The sequence below is a fragment of the Ruegeria sp. YTSA144 genome (assembly GCF_059610125.1).
The window spans coordinates 497,835-522,815 of sequence record NZ_JBXWNA010000001.1; the positions used below are offsets into that span (position 1 = coordinate 497,835).

General features: G+C 60.4%; 29 protein-coding genes and 2 pseudogenes. 13 read left to right on the forward strand and 18 right to left on the reverse strand.

What is annotated here, in order from left to right:
* Nucleotides 1-5: 5 nt before the first annotated feature.
* The 6 genes from AC2FF8_RS02550 to aqpZ all read left to right on the forward strand — a co-directional run bounded on the left by AC2FF8_RS02550 (nucleotide 6) and on the right by aqpZ (nucleotide 5,102).
* Nucleotides 6-467 (forward strand): peroxiredoxin, encoded by a 462-nt coding sequence (locus AC2FF8_RS02550; protein WP_170343959.1) that lies wholly within the window; start codon nucleotides 6-8, stop codon nucleotides 465-467.
* Nucleotides 468-551: 84 nt separating this feature from the next.
* Nucleotides 552-1,370: a ferritin-like domain-containing protein gene (locus tag AC2FF8_RS02555; protein WP_374041621.1), complete on the forward strand. Its 819-nt coding sequence runs from the start codon at nucleotides 552-554 to the stop codon at nucleotides 1,368-1,370.
* 174 nt (nucleotides 1,371-1,544) lie between these two features.
* A complete protein-coding gene (locus AC2FF8_RS02560; protein ID WP_425078443.1) occupies nucleotides 1,545-2,876 on the forward strand; it encodes a DUF5930 domain-containing protein in 1,332 nt (443 codons plus the stop codon).
* Nucleotides 2,866-3,366, forward strand: a complete 501-nt coding sequence (locus tag AC2FF8_RS02565; protein ID WP_117868644.1) for a bactofilin family protein — start codon at nucleotides 2,866-2,868, stop codon at nucleotides 3,364-3,366. Before AC2FF8_RS02560 ends, AC2FF8_RS02565 begins: the two co-directional genes overlap by 11 nt.
* 123 nt (nucleotides 3,367-3,489) lie before the next feature.
* Nucleotides 3,490-4,299 carry a M90 family metallopeptidase gene (locus tag AC2FF8_RS02570; protein ID WP_257598926.1) on the forward strand — a complete coding sequence of 270 codons (810 nt, stop codon included), beginning with the start codon at nucleotides 3,490-3,492 and terminating at the stop codon, nucleotides 4,297-4,299.
* A gap of 113 nt (nucleotides 4,300-4,412) precedes the next feature.
* On the forward strand, nucleotides 4,413-5,102 hold the full coding sequence (aqpZ, locus tag AC2FF8_RS02575; RefSeq protein ID WP_257598927.1) for an aquaporin Z: 690 nt from the start codon (nucleotides 4,413-4,415) through the stop codon (nucleotides 5,100-5,102).
* 60 nt (nucleotides 5,103-5,162) lie between these two features.
* Here aqpZ and AC2FF8_RS02580 read toward each other — a convergent pair whose 3' ends face one another.
* Nucleotides 5,163-5,720 carry a peptidylprolyl isomerase gene (locus AC2FF8_RS02580; RefSeq protein ID WP_257598928.1) on the reverse strand — a complete coding sequence of 186 codons (558 nt, stop codon included), beginning with the start codon at nucleotides 5,718-5,720 and terminating at the stop codon, nucleotides 5,163-5,165.
* Complete coding sequence (locus AC2FF8_RS02585) at nucleotides 5,713-6,219, reverse strand: peptidylprolyl isomerase (protein WP_170343953.1); 507 nt, start codon at nucleotides 6,217-6,219, stop codon at nucleotides 5,713-5,715. Before AC2FF8_RS02585 ends, AC2FF8_RS02580 begins: the two co-directional genes overlap by 8 nt.
* 133 nt (nucleotides 6,220-6,352) lie before the next feature.
* Here AC2FF8_RS02585 and AC2FF8_RS02590 point away from each other — a divergent pair, with 133 nt between their 5' ends.
* The 6 genes from AC2FF8_RS02590 (at nucleotide 6,353) to AC2FF8_RS02615 (ending at nucleotide 12,276) form a co-directional block, all read left to right on the forward strand.
* A complete protein-coding gene (locus AC2FF8_RS02590; RefSeq protein ID WP_496878853.1) occupies nucleotides 6,353-7,543 on the forward strand; it encodes a phosphoglycerate kinase in 1,191 nt (396 codons plus the stop codon).
* Between the two features lie 71 nt (nucleotides 7,544-7,614).
* The gene (locus AC2FF8_RS02595; RefSeq protein ID WP_170343951.1) at nucleotides 7,615-7,959 is read left to right on the forward strand and encodes a lysozyme inhibitor LprI family protein; all 345 of its coding nucleotides are present in this window, start codon (nucleotides 7,615-7,617) and stop codon (nucleotides 7,957-7,959) included.
* Between the two features lie 140 nt (nucleotides 7,960-8,099).
* Nucleotides 8,100-8,399 (forward strand): FtsB family cell division protein, encoded by a 300-nt coding sequence (locus tag AC2FF8_RS02600; protein ID WP_170343950.1) that lies wholly within the window; start codon nucleotides 8,100-8,102, stop codon nucleotides 8,397-8,399.
* Nucleotides 8,400-8,569: 170 nt separating this feature from the next.
* Complete coding sequence (pdhA, locus tag AC2FF8_RS02605; RefSeq protein ID WP_171328037.1) at nucleotides 8,570-9,559, forward strand: pyruvate dehydrogenase (acetyl-transferring) E1 component subunit alpha; 990 nt, start codon at nucleotides 8,570-8,572, stop codon at nucleotides 9,557-9,559.
* Nucleotides 9,560-9,574: 15 nt separating this feature from the next.
* Nucleotides 9,575-10,948, forward strand: a complete 1,374-nt coding sequence (locus AC2FF8_RS02610; RefSeq protein WP_496878854.1) for a pyruvate dehydrogenase complex E1 component subunit beta — start codon at nucleotides 9,575-9,577, stop codon at nucleotides 10,946-10,948.
* A gap of 14 nt (nucleotides 10,949-10,962) precedes the next feature.
* Nucleotides 10,963-12,276: a pyruvate dehydrogenase complex dihydrolipoamide acetyltransferase gene (locus AC2FF8_RS02615; protein WP_257598931.1), complete on the forward strand. Its 1,314-nt coding sequence runs from the start codon at nucleotides 10,963-10,965 to the stop codon at nucleotides 12,274-12,276.
* A gap of 202 nt (nucleotides 12,277-12,478) precedes the next feature.
* Here the strand turns inward: AC2FF8_RS02615 and cysE are convergent, their stop codons facing one another.
* Entirely contained in the window at nucleotides 12,479-13,288 is an 810-nt protein-coding gene (cysE, locus tag AC2FF8_RS02620; RefSeq protein ID WP_170343946.1) for a serine O-acetyltransferase, read from the reverse strand.
* Between the two features lie 83 nt (nucleotides 13,289-13,371).
* On the opposite strand from cysE, the gene AC2FF8_RS02625 reads away from it, so the two are divergent.
* On the forward strand, nucleotides 13,372-13,710 hold the full coding sequence (locus AC2FF8_RS02625) for a TraR/DksA family transcriptional regulator (RefSeq protein ID WP_170343945.1): 339 nt from the start codon (nucleotides 13,372-13,374) through the stop codon (nucleotides 13,708-13,710).
* On the opposite strand, the gene AC2FF8_RS02630 is transcribed toward AC2FF8_RS02625, so the two are convergent.
* The 15 genes and pseudogenes from AC2FF8_RS02630 to AC2FF8_RS02700 all read right to left on the reverse strand — a co-directional run bounded on the left by AC2FF8_RS02630 (nucleotide 13,691) and on the right by AC2FF8_RS02700 (nucleotide 24,979).
* Nucleotides 13,691-13,987 carry a DUF7742 family protein gene (locus tag AC2FF8_RS02630; RefSeq protein ID WP_496878855.1) on the reverse strand — a complete coding sequence of 99 codons (297 nt, stop codon included), beginning with the start codon at nucleotides 13,985-13,987 and terminating at the stop codon, nucleotides 13,691-13,693. The two genes, AC2FF8_RS02625 and AC2FF8_RS02630, sit on opposite strands and share 20 nt — an antisense overlap.
* Nucleotides 13,987-16,608 (reverse strand): annotated as a pseudogene (locus AC2FF8_RS02635) (baseplate multidomain protein megatron); the annotation flags it as partial. The pseudogene AC2FF8_RS02635 and the gene AC2FF8_RS02630, both read right to left, overlap by 1 nt.
* Nucleotides 16,609-16,755: 147 nt before the next feature.
* Nucleotides 16,756-18,102 (reverse strand): annotated as a pseudogene (locus tag AC2FF8_RS02640) (baseplate multidomain protein megatron); the annotation flags it as partial.
* Nucleotides 18,102-18,548 carry an NlpC/P60 family protein gene (locus tag AC2FF8_RS02645; RefSeq protein WP_257598934.1) on the reverse strand — a complete coding sequence of 149 codons (447 nt, stop codon included), beginning with the start codon at nucleotides 18,546-18,548 and terminating at the stop codon, nucleotides 18,102-18,104. The gene AC2FF8_RS02645 and the pseudogene AC2FF8_RS02640, both read right to left, overlap by 1 nt.
* Nucleotides 18,545-19,432, reverse strand: coding sequence for a phage/gene transfer agent baseplate hub protein (locus tag AC2FF8_RS02650; protein WP_496878856.1), 888 nt, complete (start codon nucleotides 19,430-19,432; stop codon nucleotides 18,545-18,547). Before AC2FF8_RS02650 ends, AC2FF8_RS02645 begins: the two co-directional genes overlap by 4 nt.
* Entirely contained in the window at nucleotides 19,432-20,064 is a 633-nt protein-coding gene (locus AC2FF8_RS02655) for a DUF2460 domain-containing protein (RefSeq protein WP_170343941.1), read from the reverse strand. Before AC2FF8_RS02655 ends, AC2FF8_RS02650 begins: the two co-directional genes overlap by 1 nt.
* A gap of 15 nt (nucleotides 20,065-20,079) precedes the next feature.
* Nucleotides 20,080-20,742, reverse strand: a complete 663-nt coding sequence (locus tag AC2FF8_RS02660) for an RcGTA-type gene transfer agent tail tape measure protein (RefSeq protein ID WP_171204954.1) — start codon at nucleotides 20,740-20,742, stop codon at nucleotides 20,080-20,082.
* Nucleotides 20,729-20,938 (reverse strand): rcc01693 family protein, encoded by a 210-nt coding sequence (locus AC2FF8_RS02665; protein WP_170343939.1) that lies wholly within the window; start codon nucleotides 20,936-20,938, stop codon nucleotides 20,729-20,731. Before AC2FF8_RS02665 ends, AC2FF8_RS02660 begins: the two co-directional genes overlap by 14 nt.
* The gene (locus AC2FF8_RS02670; protein ID WP_170343938.1) at nucleotides 20,935-21,255 is read right to left on the reverse strand and encodes a gene transfer agent family protein; all 321 of its coding nucleotides are present in this window, start codon (nucleotides 21,253-21,255) and stop codon (nucleotides 20,935-20,937) included. Before AC2FF8_RS02670 ends, AC2FF8_RS02665 begins: the two co-directional genes overlap by 4 nt.
* Before the next feature lie 4 nt (nucleotides 21,256-21,259).
* A complete protein-coding gene (locus tag AC2FF8_RS02675) occupies nucleotides 21,260-21,673 on the reverse strand; it encodes a phage major tail protein, TP901-1 family (protein ID WP_170343937.1) in 414 nt (137 codons plus the stop codon).
* Nucleotides 21,674-21,693: 20 nt separating this feature from the next.
* A complete protein-coding gene (locus tag AC2FF8_RS02680) occupies nucleotides 21,694-22,107 on the reverse strand; it encodes a DUF3168 domain-containing protein (RefSeq protein ID WP_480684069.1) in 414 nt (137 codons plus the stop codon).
* The gene (locus AC2FF8_RS02685) at nucleotides 22,104-22,442 is read right to left on the reverse strand and encodes a phage head closure protein (RefSeq protein ID WP_170343935.1); all 339 of its coding nucleotides are present in this window, start codon (nucleotides 22,440-22,442) and stop codon (nucleotides 22,104-22,106) included. The genes AC2FF8_RS02680 and AC2FF8_RS02685 overlap by 4 nt, the downstream gene beginning before the upstream one ends.
* Nucleotides 22,439-23,038 carry a head-tail connector protein gene (locus AC2FF8_RS02690; protein WP_171115395.1) on the reverse strand — a complete coding sequence of 200 codons (600 nt, stop codon included), beginning with the start codon at nucleotides 23,036-23,038 and terminating at the stop codon, nucleotides 22,439-22,441. Before AC2FF8_RS02690 ends, AC2FF8_RS02685 begins: the two co-directional genes overlap by 4 nt.
* A 170-nt stretch (nucleotides 23,039-23,208) precedes the next feature.
* The gene (locus AC2FF8_RS02695) at nucleotides 23,209-24,387 is read right to left on the reverse strand and encodes a phage major capsid protein (RefSeq protein ID WP_496872047.1); all 1,179 of its coding nucleotides are present in this window, start codon (nucleotides 24,385-24,387) and stop codon (nucleotides 23,209-23,211) included.
* A 34-nt stretch (nucleotides 24,388-24,421) separates the two neighbouring features.
* On the reverse strand, nucleotides 24,422-24,979 hold the full coding sequence (locus AC2FF8_RS02700; RefSeq protein ID WP_496872244.1) for an HK97 family phage prohead protease: 558 nt from the start codon (nucleotides 24,977-24,979) through the stop codon (nucleotides 24,422-24,424).
* Nucleotides 24,980-24,981 lie beyond the last annotated feature (2 nt).

Sequence of the window (24,981 nt, forward strand, 5' to 3'; positions counted from 1 at the left end):
TTCCAATGCCCGACGTTTCAGACATCGCCCCTGACTTCACTTTGCCGCGCGACGGCGGCGGCGAGGTGACGCTTTCGGCGTTGCGCGGTAGCACCGTGGTTCTGTTCTTCTACCCCCGTGATGATACGCCGGGCTGCACCAAGGAATCCATCGGTTTCTCGGAACAACTTCAGGCCTTTGCGGATGCGGGTGCTCAAGTTTTCGGCATCTCGCGCGACAGCGTCGCCAAACATGACAAATTCGTCGCCAAGCATGGGCTGACAACACCGCTGTTGTCGGATGAGAACGCGACCGTCTGCGAGGATTACGGTGTGTGGGTCGAAAAGAACATGTACGGGCGCAAGTCGATGGGGATCGAGCGTTCCACCTTCATCATCGACCCGGAAGGCAAAATTGCCCGCGTTTGGCGCAAGGTCAAGGTTCCCGGTCACGTGGACGAGGTGCTGGAGGCCGTGCGGGCGCTGTAACGCCCTCGACCACGGTCGCCATCCGGTTTAAGAGCCACAGGATCAACCAGGCGGAGAATAATGGTGTCCAAATCGCTGACTCAGATGGCGACCGAAGTTCTTGCAACGGCGGAAGGTCGGGAAAAGACCGCCCTGTCCAAACAGCACGCCGCCGCGTGGTTTGCGTCGCGCAAGGGCGACGCACCGCCGATCGAGATCGGAACCGCGTCACCGCCGCTGCGACCCGCGCGCCCGGACCGGCCCGAACTCCTGTCTCCGCGCGAGGTGCCAAAGCGGAAGCCGGGCACCGAAGCGGGACGCATCGCCCTGTTGCATGCCGTCGCGCATATCGAACTGAACGCCGTCGATCTGCATTGGGACATCATCGCCCGCTTTGGCCATGTGCCGATGCCGATCGGGTTTTATGACGATTGGGTGAAATGCGCCGAAGAGGAATCGCGCCATTTCGAGATGGTCTGCGATTGCCTTGAACAGATGGGCAGCCACTATGGTGCCTTGCCGGCCCATGCCGGAATGTGGCGTGCGGCCGAGGACACCGCAGACGACCTGATGGGACGGCTGGCGGTCGTGCCGATGGTGCTTGAAGCGCGCGGTCTGGACGTGACCCCCGGCATGATCGAGATCTTTCGCAAGGCCAGGGCCGAGCAGGCCATTGCCGCACTTGAGGTGATCTATGCCGAAGAAGTCGGCCATGTCGCCTATGGGTCCAAGTGGTTCCATTTCCTGTGCGGCCGGGAAAACGCCGACCCGAAGGATGTGTTTCACACTCTGGTGCGCCGGTATTTCCACGGCGTCCTGAAACCACCCTTCAACGAGGAAAAGCGGGCAGAGGCCGGGTTGCCGCCGGACTTTTACTGGCCGCTGACCGAAGACCTGCCCGCGCCCGGCGAAATCACAAACTGACACCTCAGCATTGTTTTCGGCAATTTCCCGCCGATCTTTGGGGGGATTTCCACGCTGTTGGCGCCAGACTGATCAACAAACTTGCCCGAACGCTGCCTGCCCTTTATGCAGTCGGCCCAAGGAGCGGCCGGCACTCACGACCGGGCCCGATCTTGGGGATGAGAGGTAGGACGCGTGCGAACACGTCTGGCAATAAAAATACACTCTGCACTTGAACGGTACTTTCCGGAACGCCGGGTTTTTCTGAAGTCTGACAAAGATACACGCTTTATCCGTCTCAGTTCGGAAACGCAGGTGGTCGCGGTGGCCGGTGTTGCTGTCATGGTCGGATGGACTGCGGTGGCAACCGCCATTCTGCTGATGGACAGCATCGGTTCGGGCAATTTCCGGGAACAGGCGAAACGCGACCAGGCCACCTATCAGGAACGTTTGAATATCCTGTCCGCTGAACGCGACGCGCGTGCGAAGGAGGCCCTGGCCGCTCAGGATCGTTTCAACGCCGCGCTGGAACAGATTTCCGCCATGCAGTCCGAACTGCTGGCCTCGGAAAACCGCCGTCGCGAACTTGAGACGGGGATCGAAGTCATCCAGACCACGCTGCGCACGACCATGAAACAGCGGGAAGATGCGCGGGCGGAACTGGCGGCACTGAAGCAGGAAACCAGCAACGCTGACATGTACGTTGCTGCCTCCACCGCCCCGGTGCAGATGGCGTTCATGACGGACGCCCTGGCGCGCACGGCCGAGGAACGCGACCAGATCGCCGCCAACGCCCGACAGGCACTGGACCAGCGCGATGATCTTGAGCTGGAAATCCGCCTTATGCAGGAACGCAGTGACGAGATTTTCCGCCAGCTGGAAGAAGCCATGGTGATCTCGGTCGAGCCTCTGGACAAGATGTTCCGTCAGGCGGGAATGCCAACAGACCGCATCATCGAAGAAGTCCGGCGCGGATACAGCGGTATGGGCGGTCCGCTGACCCCTTTATCCCTTAGCACGCGCGGCGAGGTCGAGGAGTTGTCCGCCGACGAAGCCCGCGCGAACACATTGCTGAAACAGATGGATCAGCTGAACCTGTATCGTCTTGCGGCGGAAAAAGCCCCCTTTGCCAATCCTGTACATTCGGCCGTGCGTTTCACCAGCGGCTATGGCAACCGTCGTGACCCCAAAACCGGTGGTCGCCGGATGCATAACGGGGTCGATTTTGCGGGGCCGCAAGGCACGGACATCTTTGCGACCGCAGACGGCGTCGTTACCCATGCAGGCTGGCAATCCGGTTTCGGGCGGCTTGTGAAAATCAAGCACGCATTCGGAATTGAGACTCTTTACGCTCATAACACCAAGATCAACGTGAAGGTTGGTCAAAGGGTCTCGCGCGGGGATCATATTGCTGATATGGGTAGCACCGGACGGTCGACCGGCACGCATCTGCACTATGAGGTGCGCGTGAACGGAAAACCCGTAAACCCAATGACTTACATCAAGGCTGCGAGAAATGTTTTCTAAAAGCAAAATCAACGAGCCCGCATCCAAGGCACCTGAGGCGGCCAAACCAGCCGCTCCGGCGACCCCAGCGGCCCCTGCACCGACCGAGTCGAAACCTGCCACCGCACCCAAGCCCAAGCCGCCTGCGTCGGTTCTGTCTTCGGATCTGCACATCACCGGCAATATCAAGACCTCCGGTGACATTCAGGTGGAAGGCACGGTTGAAGGCGACATCCGCGCCCACCTGCTGACCATTGGTGAATCGGCGACGATCAAGGGTGAAGTCACCGCAGATGACGTCGTGATCAACGGCCGCATCGTGGGTCGCGTGCGAGGCCTCAAGGTACGCCTGACGTCGACCGCACGCGTTGAAGGCGACATCATCCACAAGACCATCGCCATCGAAAGCGGTGCGCATTTCGAAGGGTCGGTACAGCGCCAGGACGATCCGCTGAACCCGGGCCGCAGCGCCAAAGCCGGATCGAACCCGGCGGCAGACGTCAAACAATAATTCGACCCTTGAGGTCAGACCGGAGACGCCGCGGGGAGACCCGCGGTGTCTCTTTTTTTGGGACCGCAGCCGTTGTCCGGGAAACTTGTTTTGATCCCGCCGGGATCACGTTAGGGTCGAGTCATGTTGATTTTCCTGACACTTGTTGCAGTGATCGCGGCAGGTCTGACCCTTTTCTTTTGGTCCAAACGACAGGCGCGTCATGCCCTGTTGGCCGCGCCGTTGACGGACAGTCAACGGCACCTTGTTGACGCTCAGGTCCCGATCTTGCGAAAGTTGCCGCAGGGCCTGCGCGCAAAGCTGGAAGGCAAGATCAACCTGTTCCTTGATCAGGTTGAATTCATCGGGTGCGACGGACTGGACGTTACCGAAGACATGCAACTGTCCATCGCCGCGCAGGCCTGCCTGCTGGTAGTGAATACCGAGCTTTGGTACGACAACCTGACCACCATCCTGATCTATCCCAGCGCTTTCAAATCCAGGCAGAGCCGGCACAGCGGCTATGTCGTCACCGAGAAGGAAATCGTGCGCACCGGGGAAAGCTGGAACCGCGGCCCGGTGATCCTGTCCTGGGCCCACAGCCAGCGCGGGGCCATGAACGATCATGATGGCCAGAATGTTGTGTTTCACGAATTTGCCCATCAGATCGACGACCTAACCGGGTCGGCCAACGGGGTGCCCGTACTTAGCGACGACCAAAGCTTTTCGGAATGGGAAGCCGCGTTCCTGACAGCCTATGACACGCATGTACGCGCCGTTGAATCCGGGCAGCCAACCGTAATCGACCCCTATGGCGCGGAAGGGCACGAGGAGTTTTTCGCCGTTTCGGTCGAAGTGTTCTTTGAGCGGCCAAAGGCCCTGCGCAGGTCGGACCCGGAGGTTTACAAGCAACTGTCCAAGCTGTTTCACCTGGATCCTTCTCAATGGCACTAAAGGTTTTTCGCCCCCTGTTGCGCGGGCGTCGGGAAAATTCCCCGTTCGGCTCAATTTAACAAAAGTTAATTTATGAATTACACTTAAGCGCATTGCATTGTGGAGGAAATTTCATGTCATCAAAACTACTGGCCGAGTTCTTCGGCACCTTCTGGCTGGTTCTCGGAGGTTGCGGCAGTGCCGTATTGGCAGCGGGCGTTGCGGATGTCGGCATAGGGTGGCTTGGCGTGTCCTTCGCCTTCGGCCTGACGGTTCTGACAATGGCCTACACGGTTGGCCATATCTCGGGCGGGCACTTCAATCCGGCGGTCAGCCTGGGTTTGATGATCGGCGGACGGTTTCCGGCAAAGGATCTGCTGCCCTACTGGATCGCTCAGGTCATCGGCGCCATCGCCGCCGCTGTGGTTTTGTACCTGATCGTCAGCGGTGCGCCCGAGTTCACCGGCGTCGGAGGATTTGCGTCAAACGGATATGGCGAGGCCTCACCCGGCGGGTATTCCCTGATGTCCGCTCTGGTGATCGAGATCGTGATGACCGCTTTCTTCATCCTGATCATTCTGGGCGCAACCTCGGACAAGGCACCGGCGGGTTTCGCCCCCATCGCGATTGGTCTGGGATTGACCCTGATCCACCTGGTATCAATTCCGGTCACCAACACTTCGGTCAACCCGGCCCGGTCCACAGGCGTCGCCCTGTTTGCCGACGGACCTGCCCTGTCGCAGCTGTGGCTGTTCTGGGTGGCCCCGCTGATTGGCGGCGCGATCGGAGCGCTCATCTGGAAAGCGATGTCACCGGACGATTGATACGCTTGCAACCAACCATAAAAAAGCCCGGCGTTTTGAGGAGCGCCGGGCTTTTTCATTTCACTCGGTAACGGTGACTTTTTTCATCACGTCGGGCTGGCCCGTAACTTCTCCGTTCTGGCCTGCGCCCCGCTTGATCGCATCCACAACGTCCATACCGTCGGTCACCTGACCGACCACGGTATATTCACCGTCAAGAAACGGGCCGGGTTCGAACATGATGAAGAACTGCGAATTGGCTGAATCCGGGTTCTGCGACCGGGCCATGCCGACCACGCCACGATCAAAGGTCACGTCAGAGAACTCTGCCGGCAGATCCGGGCGGTCTGATCCGCCACGCCCGGCATACCGCATGTCAAAGCCGTCCGCGGTGGAATTGCCGTATTGAACATCGCCGGTCTGGGCCATGAAGCCTTCGATCACGCGGTGGAACACCACGCCATCATACTTGCCATCCGCAGCCAGCGCCGTGATCTGTTCCACATGCTTGGGCGCGACATCCTCGAACAGGTCGATGGTGATCGTGCCATTGGCCCCTTCCCCTTCGACCTCGATCTGCAAACCGCTGGCCAGCGCCGGGCTTGCCAGCAAAGCAAAGGCGGCGGCGAACCTATACATCTGCGGCCACCTTGACGCTGATCATGCGGTCCGGGTTTGCAGGCGGTTCGCCACGTACGATCGCGTCCACATGCTCCATACCTTCGATGACGCGGCCATAAACGGTGTACTGGCCGTTCAGGAAATGGTTGTCCTTGAAGTTGATGAAGAACTGCGAGTTGGCCGAATCCGGGTTCTGCGACCGGGCGGCGCCCAAAGTGCCGCGATCATGGGGCAGCTTGGAAAACTCTGCCGGAACGTTCGGCAGTGACGAACCGCCGGTTCCTGCCATACGCAGGTTGAACCCATCTTCCATGTCGCCATGCTGCACGTCGCCGGTTTGCGCCATGAAACCGTCGATCACACGGTGGAAGGCTACGTTGTCGTACTGTCCGTCGCGGGCCAGTTCTTTCATCCGCGCGCTGTGCAATGGCGCCACATCCGGCAGCAGTTCGATGACGACATTGCCGTCTTTCAGCTCGATGATGATTGTGTTTTCGGGATCCTTGATCTCGGCCATGAGGCCCTCCTGTCGTTTATCTTGCGCAAATACCTATGACGCACGCGTACGAATGCCAAGTGACGCATTGACCTGAGGGCAAATTGCAGGAAAAGAACCGCCTAAATCATTTGCAAATGACGAGGATCGCACAATGGGCTGGAAAACGCTGGACGATATGGACCTGAACGGCAAACGCGTTCTGGTGCGTGTGGATATCAATGTGCCGGTCGTGGATGGCGTAGTTACCGACGCCACCCGCATCCAGAGAATCGTGCCCACTGTGCGCGACATTCTGGCCGCAGGCGGCAAGCCGATCCTTCTGGCCCATTTCGGTCGCCCCGGAGGCGAGCGGCGCGAAAACCTGTCGCTCAAGCAACTGGTTCCGACCCTCGAAAGCGCTTTTGGCACCAAAGTCCTGTTTGCTGCCGACTGTGTCGGAACCGAGGCCGAACTGGCGGCACAGGCGTTGCAGCCCGGCCAGGTGCTGTTGCTCGAGAACACGCGTTTTCACGCGGCGGAAACCAAGAACGATGCCGATCTGGCCGCAGGTATGGCCAGGCTGGGTGACGTGTATTGCAACGACGCGTTTTCAGCGGCGCACCGGGCCCACAGCTCGACCGAGGCCATCGCGCGCCTGCTGCCCGCTTGTGCCGGTCGTTTGATGCAGGCCGAGTTGCAGGCACTGGAAAGCGCGTTGGGCGCGCCCAAACGCCCGGTAACCGCAGTTGTGGGCGGTGCCAAGGTCTCGACCAAGCTGGAACTGCTGGGCAACCTGATCGACAAGGTCGATTATCTGGTGATCGGTGGAGGCATGGCGAATACATTCCTCGTCGCACAGGGCATCAGTGTTGGTAAATCTCTGGCCGAAACCGCGATGAAAGACACCGCCGCCGAAATCCTCGCCAAAGCCAAAGGCACCGGCTGTCAGATCGTTCTGCCGCGTGACGTCGTGGTGGCCGAAACGTTTGAAGCCAACGCCCCTCATCAGGTCCTGCCCGCAGATCAATGCCCCGAGGATGGCATGATCCTGGACGCTGGCCCCGAAAGCGTGGCCGCGATCATCGAGATATTCGACAAAAGCAAAACCCTGATCTGGAACGGTCCGCTGGGTGCGTTCGAACTGGAACCGTTTGACGCCGCCACCAACGCCGCCGCCTTGAAGGCGGCCGCGCTCAGCCGTTCGGGCCACCTGATCTCGGTCGCCGGGGGTGGAGACACGGTCGCGGCCCTGAATGCGTCGGGTGCCGCCAAGGACTTCACCTACATCTCGACCGCAGGTGGTGCATTCCTGGAATGGATGGAAGGCAAGACGCTGCCCGGTGTCGCGGCGCTGGATCAATAGGCGTCACTTACCGTTTTTGATCGCCTGATAGGGTTCATGGTATTATCCCCTTTTGAACGGGGGATTTTACCGTGAAGCCAATTTACCTTCTTGTCCTTTCCATCCTGCCCTGCTCTGCCGCAGCTCAAACCAGTTGCGGCGGTCAGACCCAACTTGACGCCAATTTCTGCGCCAAAGAACAATGGGAAATCGCTGATCGTGAACTCAACCAGCTATGGGCACAGATCAAACCCGCAGCCGATGCGCGCGGCGACGGTGATGCTCTTCTGACCGAACAACGCGCCTGGCTGAAAGCCCGAGACGCAACCTGCGAAAAAGAACTGTCGGGCGGCGGCAGCGCTGCCCCGATGTTCTACTGGACCTGCATGAAAGAGCAGACCGAGGCACGAAACCAGGCGCTGCAAGCGTGGCGCTGATCTGTACCAGAGCGCGCATAAAATACTGATGAAAAAATCGAATCAGGGGATTCACAACCCGAATCACCTGTGACATAGTGCGTTCAGATGTCCGCAAAGGGCACGTTTTTGAGGCAAGTTTTCATACGGCGGTAAACAGAGTGTCCCGTTCCCATCGGCCCGGTTTGGGCTCAATCGTCTTCTTCTCGGTGGCTTTCATGCTTGGTGTGTATTTCACCTTTGCCGCCGTGCAGGGTGACTATGGCCTGTTTCGGCGGGTCGAAATCGCTGCGGAACGGGACGCCCTGTCACACGACCTGGAAAAACTGAATGCCCAAATCGCCGAATTGGAAAACCTGACCCGCCGCCTGTCTGATACCTATCTGGATCTCGACCTGCTCGATCAGCAGGCGCGTTCGGTTCTTGGCATGATCCGGGCGGATGAAATCGTGATCCGCTGATCCTTTTCGGGCCGCCGTAATTCTTCGATACATCGTTGCACCGCTTTGCATTTCAGCACCGCCGCGCCCGCGCGGACGCTGCGTCACATTTCCCCTCGCCAGAAAGCCCCAAATGCTTTATGAGATAGTTTAACGCTAAACTATCTTGCCGAAAGGGGGAGATCGCCACTATGGCTGCGCGAAAAACCACAAAGAAACCAAATGTTTCTGCGGAAGAACTCAAGACATACTACCGCGAGATGCTTCTGATCCGTCGATTCGAGGAAAAGGCAGGCCAACTTTACGGCATGGGTCTGATCGGCGGGTTCTGCCACCTTTACATCGGACAAGAGGCGGTTGTTGTTGGGCTCGAAGCGGCAGCTCAGGACGGCGACAAGCGGATCACCTCTTATCGGGACCACGGCCATATGCTGGCCTGTGGCATGGACCCGGGCGGCGTGATGGCCGAACTGACCGGCCGCGAAGGCGGCCTGTCCAAGGGCAAGGGCGGTTCGATGCACATGTTCTCGAAAGAGAAGCATTTCTATGGTGGCCATGGCATCGTTGGCGCGCAGGTTCCGCTGGGTGCCGGTCTGGCCTTCGCCGACAAGTACAAGGAGACCGGCGGCGTGACCTTTACCTATTTCGGCGACGGTGCCGCAAACCAGGGTCAGGTCTATGAGACGTTCAACATGGCCGCCCTGTGGGATCTTCCCGTGGTTTTCGTGATCGAGAACAACCAATACGCCATGGGCACAGCGCAGGCGCGCTCGACCTCGTCACCTGATATCTATGTGCGCGGCGAAGCGTTCGGCATTCCCGGCGAGATCGTCAACGGTATGGATGTGCTGGCCGTCAAAGCTGCTGGTGAAAAGGCCGTTGCCCACTGCCGCGCCGGCAAGGGCCCTTACATTCTTGAGGTCAAGACCTACCGCTATCGCGGCCACTCGATGTCTGACCCGGCCAAATACCGCACCCGCGAAGAGGTTCAGAAAGTCCGCGAACAAAGCGACCCGATCGAACATGTGCGCGAGCTGCTTCTGACCGGCAAACACGCGACCGAGGATGACCTGAAGGCGATCGACAAGGAAATCAAAGAGATCGTCAATCAGGCCGCCGAATTCTCGAAAGAAAGCCCCGAGCCCGCCGTTGAAGAGCTCTGGACCGACATTTACGCCTGAGAGGACGAATAAGACATGGCAACCGAAATTCTCATGCCCGCCCTTTCACCCACGATGGAAGAGGGCACGCTGGCCAAATGGCTGGTCAAGGAAGGCGACACCGTCTCCAGCGGTGACATCCTGGCCGAAATCGAGACCGACAAGGCGACAATGGAATTTGAAGCTGTCGACGAGGGCATCGTCGGCAAGATCCTGATCGCCGAAGGCACCGAAGGGGTCAAAGTGAACACCCCGATTGCGGTTCTGGTCGAAGAAGGCGAAGACGCCTCGGCCCTGCCCACGGCTGCACCCGCAGCCGCAGCGGTGGCCGAAGCCGCCCCTGCGGCGGTCGAGGCCCCCGCTCCTGCCGCTGCGGCTCCGGCCGCTCCGGTGGTGGATCTTTCGCCCGACTGGCCCGCAGATGCCGAGATGAAATCCGAAACCGTTCGCGAAGCGCTGCGTGACGCGATGGCCGAAGAAATGCGCAACGACGAAGACGTCTATCTTATGGGCGAGGAAGTCGCCGAGTATCAGGGCGCCTACAAGATTTCCCAGGGTCTTCTGGACGAGTTCGGGCCCAAGCGCGTGATCGATACACCGATCACCGAGCACGGCTTTGCGGGCATCGCCGTGGGGTCGGCCTTTGGCGGTCTGAAACCGATCGTCGAGTTCATGACGTTCAACTTCGCCATGCAGGCGATCGACCAGATCATCAACTCGGCCGCCAAGACGCTTTATATGTCCGGTGGCCAGATGGGCTGCCCCATCGTGTTCCGCGGTCCCAACGGCGCCGCCGCCCGCGTCGCGGCCCAGCACAGCCAGGACTATGCCGCCTGGTACATGCAGATCCCCGGCCTGAAAGTCGTCATGCCCTATTCGGCGGCTGACGCCAAAGGATTGCTGAAATCAGCCATCCGCGACCCAAACCCGGTGATCTTCCTGGAAAATGAGATCCTCTACGGTCGCTCCTTCGACATGCCACAGGTGGACGACCTGACCATCCCGCTGGGCAAGGCGCGTATCTGGCGCGAAGGCTCGGACGTGACCATCGTCAGCTTTGGCATCGGCATGCAATACGCGCTGGAAGCCGCAGACAAGCTGGCCGAAGAGGGCATCAGCGCCGAGGTCATCGACCTGCGCACCATCCGCCCGATGGATACCGGCGCGATCGTCAACTCGGTGATGAAGACCAACCGTCTGGTGACTGTGGAAGAAGGTTGGCCGCAAGGCTCGGTCGGCAGCTACATCTCGTCCGTCGTGATGCAGGAAGCGTTCGACTATCTCGACGCGCCGGTCATCAACTGCACCGGCAAGGACGTTCCGATGCCCTACGCCGCAAACCTCGAAAAGCTGGCGCTGATCACTACGGACGAGGTGATCGAAGCCGTCAAACAAGTGACCTACCGGTAAGGAGCGACAGACAGATGCCCACCGAAATTCTGATGCCCGCCCTTTCACCGACCATGGAGGAAGGCACGCTTGCAAAATGGCTGGTCAAGGAAGGCGACACCGTCTCCTCCGGCGACCTGCTGGCCGAGATTGAAACCGACAAGGCCACGATGGAGTTCGAAGCCGTCGATGAAGGCATCGTCGGCAAGATCCTGGTTCCTGAAGGCACCGAAGGGGTCAAGGTGAACACCCCCATCGCCGTGCTGCTGGAAGATGGCGAAAGCGCCGATGACATCGCCGCGGCCCCGGCCAAGGCACCCGAGGCTGCCTCCGCAGCCGACGCGGGCAACGAGGCCGCCGCCCCTGCGGCGTCCGAGGCGCCCGCCCCTGCCCCCGCGCCGGCCGCTCCGGTCAAGGCGGATGGCGGTCGTATCTTTGCGTCCCCTCTGGCACGACGGATCGCCGCTCAGAAAGGTCTCGATCTGGCACAGATCACAGGCTCTGGCCCGCATGGCCGCATCGTCAAGGCGGATGTCGAAGGCGCGACGGCCACTGCGACGCCCCCTGCCCCGGCAGCCACCGCAGCCGCACCTGCGACTGCGCCGGCGGCGGCCTCAGGACCGTCCGCCGATATGGTCGCGCGGATGTATGAGGGTCGCGAATACGAAGAGATTCAGCTCGACGGCATGCGCAAAACCATCGCTGCGCGTCTGGGCGAGGCCAAACAGACCATCCCGCATTTCTACCTGCGCCGCGACATCAAGCTGGATGCACTGCTGAAGTTCCGCAGCCAGTTGAACAAGCAGTTGGAAGGCCGTGGCGTGAAACTGAGCGTCAACGACTTCATCATCAAGGCCGTCGCCAACGCGTTGCAGCAGGTTCCGGCCTGCAACGCCGTCTGGGCAGGCGACCGCGTGCTGCAACTCAAGCCATCGGATGTGGCCGTCGCGGTCGCGATCGAGGGCGGGTTGTTCACCCCGGTTCTTCAGGACGCCGACATGAAATCTCTGTCTGCTCTGTCGACCGAGATGAAGGACCTCGCCGCCCGTGCCCGCGAGCGCAAGCTGGCACCGCATGAATACCAGGGGGGCACGTTTGCCATCTCGAACCTGGGTATGTTCGGCATCGACAATTTCGACGCCATCGTGAACCCGCCTCACGCCGGTATTCTGGCGGTGGGAACAGGCGTGAAAAAGCCGGTTGTCGGGGACGACGGAGAACTGACGGTGGCGACCGTAATGTCTGTTACCATGTCCGTCGATCACCGCGTCATCGACGGCGCGTTGGGCGCAGAGCTGCTCAAGGCTATTGTCGACAATCTGGAAAACCCGATGGTCATGCTGGCCTGAGGATCCGAATAACGCCCGTGCCCCGGACAGCCGGGGCGCGGGCAGCCTCAAGTGTTTGCACTGAGTTGAACTTGCGTGATCGGGGCACCGATTGCCCAGCAGAAAGCCGCACAGGCCAGACGGCAAGAGCTTCGCAAACAAACACGGGAAGAACGGCGGCGCAAGCGGCTGGACAAACGCGCCAACCGCTCCCACTAAGCTGTTACTGATCCTTGCCCAGCATATGATCCATCGAGATCGAAGGCTGGTCGCACCCGGCTTCACCAACGATCTTGGCGGGGATACCGGCGACCGTCTTGCAGGGCGGCACCTCTTGCAGCACCACCGAACCGGCCGCGATGCGGCTGCAATGGCCAATGGTGATATTGCCCAGCACCTTGGCCCCGGCGCCGATCAGAACACCGTCTCCGATTTTCGGGTGACGGTCTTCTTCTTCCTTGCCGGTTCCGCCCAGTGTCACCGAGTGCAGCATCGACACGTTGTCGCCAACCACTGCCGTCTCGCCAATCACGATGGAATGGGCATGGTCGATCATGATGCCCTTGCCAATCTTCGCAGCCGGGTGGATGTCGATCCCGAAAATCTCGGATGAGCGCATCTGGAAGAAATAGGCCAGATCATAGCGCCCCTTGCGCCACAACCAATGGGCCACGCGATATGCCTGCATGGCCTGATACCCTTTGAAATAAAGGATCGGCTGCAACAACCGATGACAGGCCGGGTCACGTTCGTAAACGGCCATAAGGTCCGCGCGGGCGGCTTCGAGCAAACCCGGATCGTCGGCATATGCCTCATCCACGACTTCACGCAGGACCATCATCGACATTTCGTTCGAGCACAGCTTGGCCGCCACCCGATATGAAAGCGCGCGTTCAAGGCTGCGGTGATGCAGGATACAGGCGTGTACGAGCCCCCCCATGAGGGGTTCTTTCTCGACGGCCGCATGGGCCTCGGATGTGATACGGTTCCAGACCGGATCAACCGGTGTCACATGGCTGCGCTTTTCGAACATGGCTTTGATCCTTTGCTGCGCCTAGAATGCCATTTAGTGGCAAAAAGACCAAACGCAAACCCATGATCGGTCATGTAACGAAAATGAATGAGTCAGAGCGCACCCATTTCGAAACACGAATTCGCGAACGATTGGCGGAATTGCAAGCGGTGTCAGCCTCGGGACAGCAGGCTCAGGCCATAGTCGAACTGGATCAACAGGCCGTTGGACGGCTGAGCCGCATGGATGCGCTGCAAAACCAGGCCATGGCCAAGGCACAGCAGGCCAATCGCGATGTGGAAACACGCCGGCTTCTGGCCGCGTTGGAACGGCTTGAATCGAGCGAGTTCGGATATTGCGAGGACTGCGGCGAGCGTATTCCGGATGGGCGGCTGACTCTGGATCTGGCCGCCAGCAAATGCGTCAGCTGCGCGTCCGGCTAGCCTGAAATCTGGCAAGCTGGTGCAGAACCAACTCAAAACACTGACAATATTGCAGATCGTCAAACCCGGGTTCATCTGCCAGTGTCCTGTTTCGCGCAACGGCCATGAGTGAACCATTGCCGTAAACCGGGTGGAGCTTGCCGGTGCGCTCCAAATGCCTGTCCGCCAATTCCGCCTCGTGGATCATCCGCACACACAAAGCCCCCCTGTCCGGCTGCGGCACGGCCAGCAAGGCGCGCGCCGCAGCACTGACATCCCCATGCAGAACCGGCCGCATCAGGCAGCGTGCCCAACCGCAAGACGCGACCAAGCACCCGGTCCGAATACAGCAGATACCTGGGCCACTTCGACCTCATAGCCCCCAGACAGACCATCCGCCGCCTTCATGGCTGCCGAATAGGTCCACCTTGGTTCGGATGTCAGTTCTTCACGCAGAACGGTTCCACCCGCAATGACACGGACCAGATAGGATTCGCTTTCTTCGCCCAGGGGAATCTCCAGCCCCGACCAGTCGTCTGCATCCGTTCGGGCACGTCGAATCCACGTAAGCTCATCCCCGGCGGCACCAGACCGAACCCGCATGTGCACAGGCGCGTACGGGCGCAATCCGTTGCCTGCAAACGAGGCAATCAGGTGTTGATAGGACGGATCATCATAGCCGCGGGTCGCAGGCCCAATGCGATAGTGTTTGGCAAGACGTCTTTCGTTTCGCAGCAGGCTGATTTGCTGCACCCTGTCATTGAGCAGAACGAATACTGATCCATCCGGCCATACATCAGGCATCAAAGCGTCTGTTCCCAGTTGACCCCTGAGCCGCCCGGACAATGCGTATACATCCGGGGCCTCGAGCGCCGCGTCAGAGAACTGAAAAACTTCCCAGTTACCGGGTGTTCCGTCACCGATTGCAGCCAGATTGACGCCATTCATCACCGAGCTGCGAGGGCGGGATTCCAACTGACCTGCAAGCAGTTTGACCTTCAAGGCAGGGCCCTCATCCCAGACACCGATACTGGCGCGTCTCAGCGGTGTTTTGGTCACGCCGACCACGGCCCGCTGGGCAATGACGTCGCTCAGGCGATAGCTATCGTCGCTGGACGAGGAATAGACCGCTGCCGCCCCGGGCCATGGGTCTCCGGTAACGGCCAGATAGGGCGCGTGAGGGGCCTCGGCCCCCGTGATCAAGGGCAGATCCAGAAAGACCGGCAGAACGGGGACCGGCGCGGCATAGGGTTTGACCGTTGTCGGGTCGTCATTCAATTCGGACGCCTTATACACGCCCTGTTCGATCCGGACCGCTTCAACCAGTTGCAGGTCAGCGGATTCCAACCGGTCAATCCGGTAAACCGGCCCGGTTTCAGCGTCTGTCAAACGAACCAGATCCCCTGCCCCCAGGTGCATTTGAGACGGCGGAAGCGCAAACCGAACCGTATCGCGCGAAACCCTGGCTTCGCTCAACCAGCGTTCGGCTGTTTGCCGCCCCTCGGTGCGGGTCATGGACAGGGGCATCTCATTCACCGATACGGAATGGGTGCGATCATCGGGCAAAACCGCCTCTTCCGCGACGACATCATGATCCGCGTCCGACTGAACAAAGCGCAGACGAACGCGCCCGGTCATTTCGGCCTCGGCCTCACGCCGGTGTTCGACCGTCCCTTCAAGATCGCTGCTGATCGCCAGATGATCGGGGTTCAAGGCAACTGCGCCATACCCGTCGCGCATCTGGAACCTCAACACTCCGTCCCTTTCGATCGCATCAAACCCATAGCGCAGCATCAGCGGCTGCAAAGCGGAACGGGCGTTCGTCACGTCTTCGATGACATACCCGCGGACCACACCGTACAGACCAGAAACGTCTATATCCGTGACACCTGCGCCGTGGCAGATTTCGGTCACCACGGAGGCCAACGTACGAGACCCGGACCGACCGTTCAGCCAGTGCCCTCTGGGATAGTTCTCGCCATCGTCCCACTGGCTTTTCAGGTTAGGAAAGGTCGGAAACGGACGGGTATCCCATGCCCAGACATACGCGTTTGCCATGTCCAGCATCGGCGCACCGTAGATGTCCGAGGTCGGATTGACCTTCGGATCATTCCAATAGCCAAGCATCGCCGTCAGATACTGAACCTGAATGAAGTCGTCGCGCAGCCCGTTTGAATACGCGGGCAACAGCGATTCCGATGATTTCGGGTCCAGGAATTTGTTTGGCTGGTTCGTGCCTTTGTCGATTGCCGCGCACCCCAACTCGGTGAACCAGATCGGTTTCGAGCCGGGCACCCAATCGGTCGGGTTGGGTTGACGCACGCCTCCGACCCGTTCGTGATGCGGATTCGACCACCAGTTGCGCAGGTCCTTGTATCGCCAGATCCACGGCTCGTCATGCCCCTGATCCTCGATCGGAGTCCTGATCTGCGCTTCCGCCTCTTCCGGAGAGGCGTAATACCAGTCATACCCTTCACCGCCTTCGATATTGCTGCGAAGATACCCCAGGTCGTATATCGAAGGCGCGCCGGCCTCGGCGTCCAGATGGTGTTCACCGTCGCGCCAATCGGACAACGGCATGTAGTTGTCGATGCCGATGAAATCGATGTTGTCGTCCGCCCAAAGAGGGTCGAGGTGAAAAAACCTGTCGCTGGTGCCCTGTGGCTGGTATCCGAAATACTCGCTCCAGTCCGCTGCATAGCCGATTTTCGTGTCCGGCCCCAGAATCTGACGGACCTCGGCCGCCAAGGCGCGAAGCTGCGCAACGGCTGGAAAGCCCGAAACCCCCCTGATCTGGGTCAGGCCACGCATCTCGGACGAGATGCAGAATGACGAAACTCCGCCAGCAGCCTTGCACAGCATGGCATAGTGCAGAATGAAACGCCGCAGGCCCCATTCCTGAGGGCCGGAATATGTGATGATTTCTTTGGCCGTGACTCCGCTGTCCCCCAGCAGCCCGCCAAAGGTACCGCCCCCGGAGACCCAGGTTAAACCGGTATCCCCTCTGTCGTCGGGCCGACCACCCGGTCTGGGCCTGACCGGACCACCCGAGCCACCGCCGGAGCCGCCCGATCCGTTCGTATCTTGGTTGATCGCAAAATCCTGCGCTCGTGCTGTTCCGAAGAACGCGGCAACCTGTGCATCGGCCGCGGCCGTCTGGTCCACAGAACCCGGACGCCCCGGCGCCACATCCAGGGTGATCCGCCCACGCCACGGCAGGTGAGGCTGACTTGACGCATCCGACCAGGGATCAGGCAGCCCATTCCCCGGCAATTGCTCCATCAGGATGAATGGGTAAAACATCACCCGCTTGCCGGATTGGTTCAGATGCCGGATCGCCTCGACCACGGCCGCATCCGCCGGAGTTCCCCCATAGACCGGGCGGCCGTTCTGTCGCACCACAAGCCCGGCGCCGCTTCGGGCCTGATCAGATACGATCCAGGGCATATCGCTGCTGTCGATCTCACGCTGTTCGATCTTGGGCCGAATTTCGCATTGCCCGCATCTCAGATCATCGCCGAACCACGACACCACCAATGATGCGGCATCACAATTGGGCAACTCGCTTTCCAGCGCTCGGGTCGAGGAGACAAGATCCGAGGTGCCGGACGCGGAATGTGCGTTGGCAGGCCAGCTTTTACCAGATTGTGAATAATTCACCTGAGAGCTGGCCAGAGCATATTCTCCGGTCCCCGGTATCATGGCGACCCCGCGCACGATCTGAGGCAATGCACTGTCATGATCGGGCATGTCCCGCTGCGTGGGGCGAACAACTTCGAATGAAAACTGCGGCACCCGGTTGCCGAAAGCGCCGAGCGGGAAGTCCTCGATCACGACATAGGCGGTTCCGCGATACGCTGGAACTGTTCCCGCGCCTTCAATCGCCTCGATCAGCGGGTCCGGCAACTGATCCCACGTACCATGGTAAACCCGCATGTTGAGGCTGGATCGATCTTGTTCTTCTCCATCCGCCCAGATGCGCGCGACATCGGCAATCTCACCAGCGCCGACCGCAATCGCCAGCGAAATCGAGTAACTGTACGTGACGGTAGTCACCTCAGGGGTCTTGGGTTTCCCCTTGCCACCCCCGCCACCACCCTCTGTGGTGGTCGTCTGGGTCTCGAGAAAATCCGAAGCCCAAATGACCTGACCACCCACACGCATACGGCCAAACACGGTGGTCACCGGCGCACCTTCGCCGGTTTCCGTCAACCGAAACCGATCCATGCGGCCGGTTTCGACGACTTCACTGCCACTGCCCATTACGGACTGGTTAAAGAACTTCTGGTCAAGGACCCGCCCGACCGTCGCACCGACGGCCCGACCGATAACTGCGGTTGAAAGGCCCGCGACCGTGCCCCCTATCGAACCGCCCAGCGCGGCCCCGGCTGCAGAAAGAAGAATAGTGGCCATCAATGCATCTCCATCGGGAATTCGAAACAGGAAACGATACGGCGGTACCACGGCCTGCTCAGTGCGTTTTCCACCACGCCGTGGCCGGAATACGCGTGAATAAAGCGCGGCTCGGGTTGCGTGGTACTGACGATGCCCAGGTGTTTGGCGACGCTTGTGTCGCGCATCCGAAACAGCAGAACGTCCCCCGATGCCATCTTGCCTATTGGTTTTTCGACCAGATGCCGCCTGGCAGCCACCCACATCCGTTCCTCACCCTGCGGTTCGGACCAGTCCATGCTGTAGGCCGGAACAGATTCAGGTTCCCGCCCGATCACGGCGCGCCAAACGCCCCGCAACAGGCCCAGACAATCCGCACCGGCACCTTTGACCGAGGCCTGATGCACATAAGGCGTTCCAAGCCATTCGCGCGCCTCTGTCACGATATCCTCTCTACGTATTGTCACCGTAAGCTGCCTCCGCTATTGGCTTTGCTTTTCTTGGGAACAGCCATGACCCAGTCTTCGCCCGGAAGATCTGGAAACCCTTGAAAATTCAAAAAGTTGTTGAACTTGAACCGGCAGGTTTCCATGCGCTTGTCGCATCCTGCCCGCAGCTTCACACTGTCGCCGATCGCCAGGCTTGCCCCGAAGCCGGACCAAAGCGTGATCTCCCGCCCGGTTGCCGCCTGCCTGTCGTTCTTGATCGAAGACCACAACCCCTTGGCAGAACCGGACAAAACATCCACGCGCCCCCGTTCGAACCAGCCTTCTTCAATGGTCTGGCCTCCTGCGACATGCAGAAGGGTGCCGCCATCGAAACCCGAGATCACACCGTCGAACCAATACCCCGGCGTGTCAGTGTTGAACCGGCAGGCCCGATCCCCCAACACAGCCGTGCAAGGCTTTTGGTAAACGCGCCCCAAAGGGCGGTTCAGCAAGTCGGTCAGGCCACGCAATTCCGCATGGAACGCGCCGCCAGAGCGGCGCAACTCACCAATTGAACCCCGGAACTGAAGGACGCGTTGATCCAGATCTGTCCAGTTGACCAACCAGGCGCGCACCTCGGCCCCGTCAAAACGCCCCGCTTCGATATCCTCGTCGCGAATGGCCGCATCAGACAGGGCGCCCATCGCTTCCGTGTTGTCGATTGACAGACCCGTAGCCTGCTCGATGGCAGCGGCCGTCAGACCGGTACTGGCCTTGAAGGTCAACCCGTCAAAACTCAGCTCCATGTCGTGGTCGGTGAAACCGTATTCCTGACCGTCCGTGCGTTTGATCGCCCAACAGCGGCAGACCGTTGTCAACCCGCTTTGCAGATGCGCGTGCAGGCCCTGTATATCTTCAGCCATCAGATGCGCACCTCGACCACTGGAACGTTCGGTACGTCGCCGGCCTGGAAACTTGCCACACTGGTCTGGATTTTGTCGGTGTCAAAACGCACCGGCACATCAAATTCAAAACCCGCGGTGATATCGACTTCTTCCGGCGGCGGGTCCGCAAACGTGACCTTACCCGTCGTCAGATCAACGTCAAAATCCACGCCCTCGCGGACCTCATCCTGATCCAGCCCCAGACGCACCGTCCCCAATACCGGTTTCACGATGGGGCGCGCATAGCTTACTCCGCCCGATTGGTAGGTCTTGATCAACTGGAATTCGGTGCGTGTTCCGTCGCCTTTGGCGATCACCTGATCTCCGAAACTGGTGTCCGCCGAGGCCTTGCCGGATTTGAAATCCGACCAGTCTTTCCAGCGAAAGCCGAACATCTGGCCCTGCCGTGCTTCGAAGAAGGAAATCAATGTCTCGATATCGTCCAGCGAACGCATCCCCAACCCCGCATCATATCGGCGGCGCGAATGGGCCCAGGGCGTGTTGCGCTCTTCAAAACCATTGGCCAGCGTCACGATGTCCGTGCGCCGTTCCGGGCCGCCGACCGAGCCAAAGCTCAGGCTGGCGGGAAATCTCACCTCGTGGAAATTCATCAGCTGCTCCCTGATTTATCTGTTGCGATTGCCGCGCCCCAACGCGCGGCTCATCTGGGCCGCTATCTGCCCCTGAGATCGGCGGAACCCTTGCACGTCCGGTGTTGAAATGTTCATCACCACATTCACGGCACGCCCAGCGCCCTGCGTCCGCACACCCAGCTTGCCATCGGCCCCGCGCGCAAGCGGCATGATCGCCTCGGGCCCGGCTTCTCCCATCAGCCCGGTGCCTCCGCGCATGGGAAACGTTGTCGGGCCGCTGACCACACCGCCATTGGCGAAGGGCATCACCCGGCCCTGGCTGAAGCTGCCGCCATCAGCAAAAGGCAGAATTCCCTTCACCAACCCGCCGACCGTGTTGGCCAGCATTCCGCCAAAGTGGTCCGTCACCGGCTTGATCGCGGCCGCATAAGCCGTTTGGATCAAGGAGTTCTTCAGGACATCCAGCGCACCGGAAAGACTCATCCCATCCAGAACGACACCATCGAAGGCCTTGCGCAATCCGCTGGACATGCCGCGCTCCAGCGTGGCGACATCCTTGCCGGTTTCTTCAAATGCGGCGCTGATGCGCTTCATCTGGCTGTCAAACGCCGCCGCCATAGTCGCAGCATCGCCGAGGGAATCGCCCAGCGCTTCGCCTCGTTCTTGCAGGTCATCAAACCCGTCACGATCTGTCATCACGCTCTCCTTGTGTCTTGTCCGGATAAGCCGCCAGCAAGGCATCCAACCCCGCCCGGTTCATTGCAGACGCTCCGGACCCCTGCCCCAGCATCAGCCGCAGCTCTGCCGGGGTCAGACGCCAGAATTGATCCGGCGTCAGTCGCAGCCCCAGAAACCCGGCCCGCATAAGGGCAGGCCAGTCGAACCCGCTCATGTGCCCTCCGGCACCATGAAGGCGCGCGCCAACAATTCGGCTGCGGTTCTGGCGGCAGCCATGGGGCCGCCTTCAATCTCGGCATGCATCAGGTCGGCCCGGGCAATGTTCCAGCCACCGCCCCGCAAACCGGCAACGATCAGCGCCAGAACATCCGCACTGGAATACGCACCGCCCTCAAACCGCTGCACCAGCTCAACCAGCGACCCAGCATTCAGCTCCTGCTCCAGCTCCGCCAAAGCACCCAGCGTCAGTTTGAGCACCCGCTGCTCGCCATCGATGGTCAGCGCCACCTCGCCTGTCCACGGATTGGCCATCGGATCAAAGCGCCGTAAAGGTCAGAGCACCGGCACTGGCCATGCTCATCTCATAGGTCGCCTCACCGTTGTGCGAGCCCGCATATTCGATGCTGGTCACCTGGAACGGACCTTCAACAATCCCGAAATCAGGGATGATGACCTGAAAGGCCGGAGTTTCGCCATCAAAGAACAACTGCCGCGCACGCTCATCCGTGCCGGCATCCTTGAACACGCCAGAGCCAGAGATCGAAGCCGATTTGACCCCCGCCCCGGACAAAAGCTCGCGCCATCCACCCTGGCTTTCCAGACTGGTGACATCCACACTTTCAGCATTGAAACTTATACGCGTGGCCCGCAGCCCCGCGATGGTCTGGAACAGGCCGGTACCGTTCATATCCATTTTGACCAACAGGTCTTTTCCGTTCTGGGCAGCCATGTGCTCTCTCCGTTGATTGCTTAGTCATCTTCCACGCGAGCGCGGAACTTCAGGTCGATCTGGCGGATGGTGCCGCCGGTCCCGGTGCGTCGGGCCGAGGCCCGCTCGAACCACAGGCCCACCAAACGCCCGCGAACCAGGTTGAGTGGCGCGTTTTCCAGCGCGTCACACACCGCGCCGGCCAGTGTTTTGGCAGCACCGAACCCTGCCTCCTGGGACACCACCGAAACGGTGAAGCGGTGTATCGCGCCCGTGCCTGTTCGGTCCGACGCGTCACGCACCTCTTCGGGGCCCAGCGTCACATAGGTCTGCGGCACGGTTCCCGCGGGTACGGCATCATAGATCGCGCCCCCCGATTGGCTGCTGACTGCTGCGTCCGCTGCAAGCTGTTGATACACCGCCGCCTGCAATGCGGCGGAAACGCCATAGCTCATGCCGCCACCTCTTCATCTGCGAAACAGGTCAGGAACTTGCCGCGCGGGTCACGCTCGGCCACGGCGCGGATTACGAAACAGCGATTTCCCTCGCGAAACCGCTGATCCGGCGCGGGGCGCATCGAAGACCCCATGGGCGCACCGCGTACCACGATGCGGTACCCGACACGCGACACGGACGCTCCGGCGATCTGCCGTTCCGCCCCACTGCGCGCCGTCACCTCGGCCCACAGTGTCCCCATCGCAGCCCATGTTTGGGTATAGCCCCCCGCCCCATCAGCAGTTCGCATTGGCGCCTCCAGCACCAATTTACGGTTCAGATGCGGCGTGTTCATTGCGATACCCCCGCCCCGAAACGCACCATGCGATAGCGCTGGATCAGGCTGGTGACACCAAAGGGCATACAACCCGCGCCCAACGAGGTTTCATCCCGGTATTCATAGTAATGCGCCGCCAGCAGCAGCACGGCTTGCCCAAGATCGGCAGGCAGCCCGCCCCAATCCTGCGCCATCCCCGCGACAAACGAGATCTTTACGGAACCACCAGTTTCGATGGCAGGCAGGCTGGATCCCAATGGGCGTATCCGGGGCCGCTGGCTGTCATGCTCCAGCCGATAGGTCGCAGCGTCTGCAACTGTTTCGGCGCCTTGCTTGTCAGTCAGCGTCACAGCCTGAACTGAAACCACCGGGGCCACAGGCAGCACTTCGCCCGACGGGTCGCGCCACCTGTTCAAACTCCACGAGAAATCCCGTGTGATCAGAACCGTGCCAGTGCGCGCCTCGATCGCCGCAATGGCGGCCCGCAGGAACCCCTTCAACACTTCATTCTGCACATCATCCTCGGCAAAGCCCGTGCCCAACCTCAGATGCGCCTTGAACTGATCCACCGGCAGCGCCGCATCCGCGATGGCGGTCTCTTCGATCAACATCATCCACTCACTCCGCAATCTCGGACCCCTCCAGGGCCCCATCTTTGGAAATTGGCGGGCACGCGCCGCCCCACGTTGCTCGGACGGAGGGGAGCAGCTAGACAACGCAGAGGATCTCACTCCGGCCCGCGCCCGCCGTCCGAGGGGCCAGGGCCCCCCGGATTCAGCCCGCGTTAGGCGGTGCCGAATTTCAACAGCTTGATCGCAGCAAAATCGCTGACATCGCCGCCGACGCGTTTGGTCGCATAGAACAGGACATGTGGCTTGGCGCTGAACGGATCGCGCAGCACGCGCAAATCAGGACGCTCGGCAATGGTGTAACCGGCCTGGAAATCACCAAAGGCAATCGAGAAACTGTCGGTTGCCACATCCGGCATGTCCTCGGCGATCAGAACCGGATAGCCCATCAGACGCGCCGGCTCACCTGCGGCCAGACCATCGGACCACAGGAAGCGGCCATCACTGTCCTTCAACTTGCGGATCACACCTGCGGTCTTCGAATTCATCACGAAGGTCCCGTTGACCCGGTATTGCGCGCCCAGCGCATAAACCACATCGACAATCGCATCCGCATCAATACCCGCATCAATACCGGTCGCGACATAACCAAGGCTGCCCCAGGACCAGCCATCATTCGGAACCGCGCGGTGGATCATCAACCCCTTGGGCTTGTCGACGCCATCACCGTTGATGAATGCCGCCGCCTCGGCGCGTGCAAATTTGTCGGCAATACGCCCGGCCAGCCAGCCCTCGACATCGAAGGCGCTGTCATCCAGCAGACGCTGCGACGCTTTGGGCAGCGCGCTCAGCTCGTGCAGCGGGATCGAGATGCGATCGATCGACGGCGTTCCGGTTTCCGCCGTGGCCGAGTTTTCGTCCGCCCAGCCCGCACCTACATCGGTGTGATCGATCAGCACGTCGAACGAATTTGCCTCGACATTCACAACCGATGCAATCGAACGGATCGAGGCCGTCGAGTTCAAAACCGACTTGATCGTCTCGGCGGTCTGCGGATCAACCAGATAGCCACCATCGCTGTTGACCGCGGTGGACAGGGACTTGGCCTCCATCTCGAGGCCGCGCAGCCCGTCATCTTCGCCGGACCGCACATAGGCGTCAAATGCCTTCTGATGCGGGGCTCCGTCTTCGATCGAAGCGGCAAGATGCGGGCGTGCCGCGATAGTTGATTTACGATCCAGCATGGTCAGTCGCTCTTCTGTCTGTTGCAGTTTTGTGTTAACTTTGGCTTTCAGGCCCTTGAATTCATTCACGAAGCCAGCCATCGCCTGCTTCACCTCTTGAACCAGGGGCGCACCCTCTCCGGTCAAGGCCGGGGTTTCGGTCTTGCTCATCAGCATGTCCTGTTCTGAGTGGTTTTGAGGCGCGCTAGTTCCGCGCCAGCTCCTGCCGGGCATCGTTGAATACGTCGGCAATACAGCGCAGGGCTTCCTCGGCGTCAGGTGTCCTTCCCTTCGCCGCCACCCGCGCACTGGGCAGCATCGGGAAGGTCACCAATGACACCTCCCACAGCTCCAGTTCGGTCAGGACCCGCTGGCCCTTGTCATTCTTCACGGCCCGCTTGGTGCGATAACCGATCGACAGACCATCCATCGCACCCGCCCGGATCAATTCTGCCGCTTCGCGGCCCTTCTGCGTGCTCTCCAGCAGACGCCCCTTGACCCACAGCCCCTTGTCGTCCTCGCGTACTTCGTCCCACACGCCGATGGGCTGGGCTGGATCATGCTGCCACAGCATCTTGACCCGCTGCCCCGCCTTGGCCAGCCCGTCAAGCGAGCTTTGATACGCCCCACGCTGGACCACGTCACTGCCCTGATCGACCTGCCCAAACAGGCTCGCATAGCCCTCGATTACCGCATCGTCCGTAACCGACAAACCGTCGCCGAACCGTGCGAACTTATGTTCCAAATCCATGAACTTCTCCATGT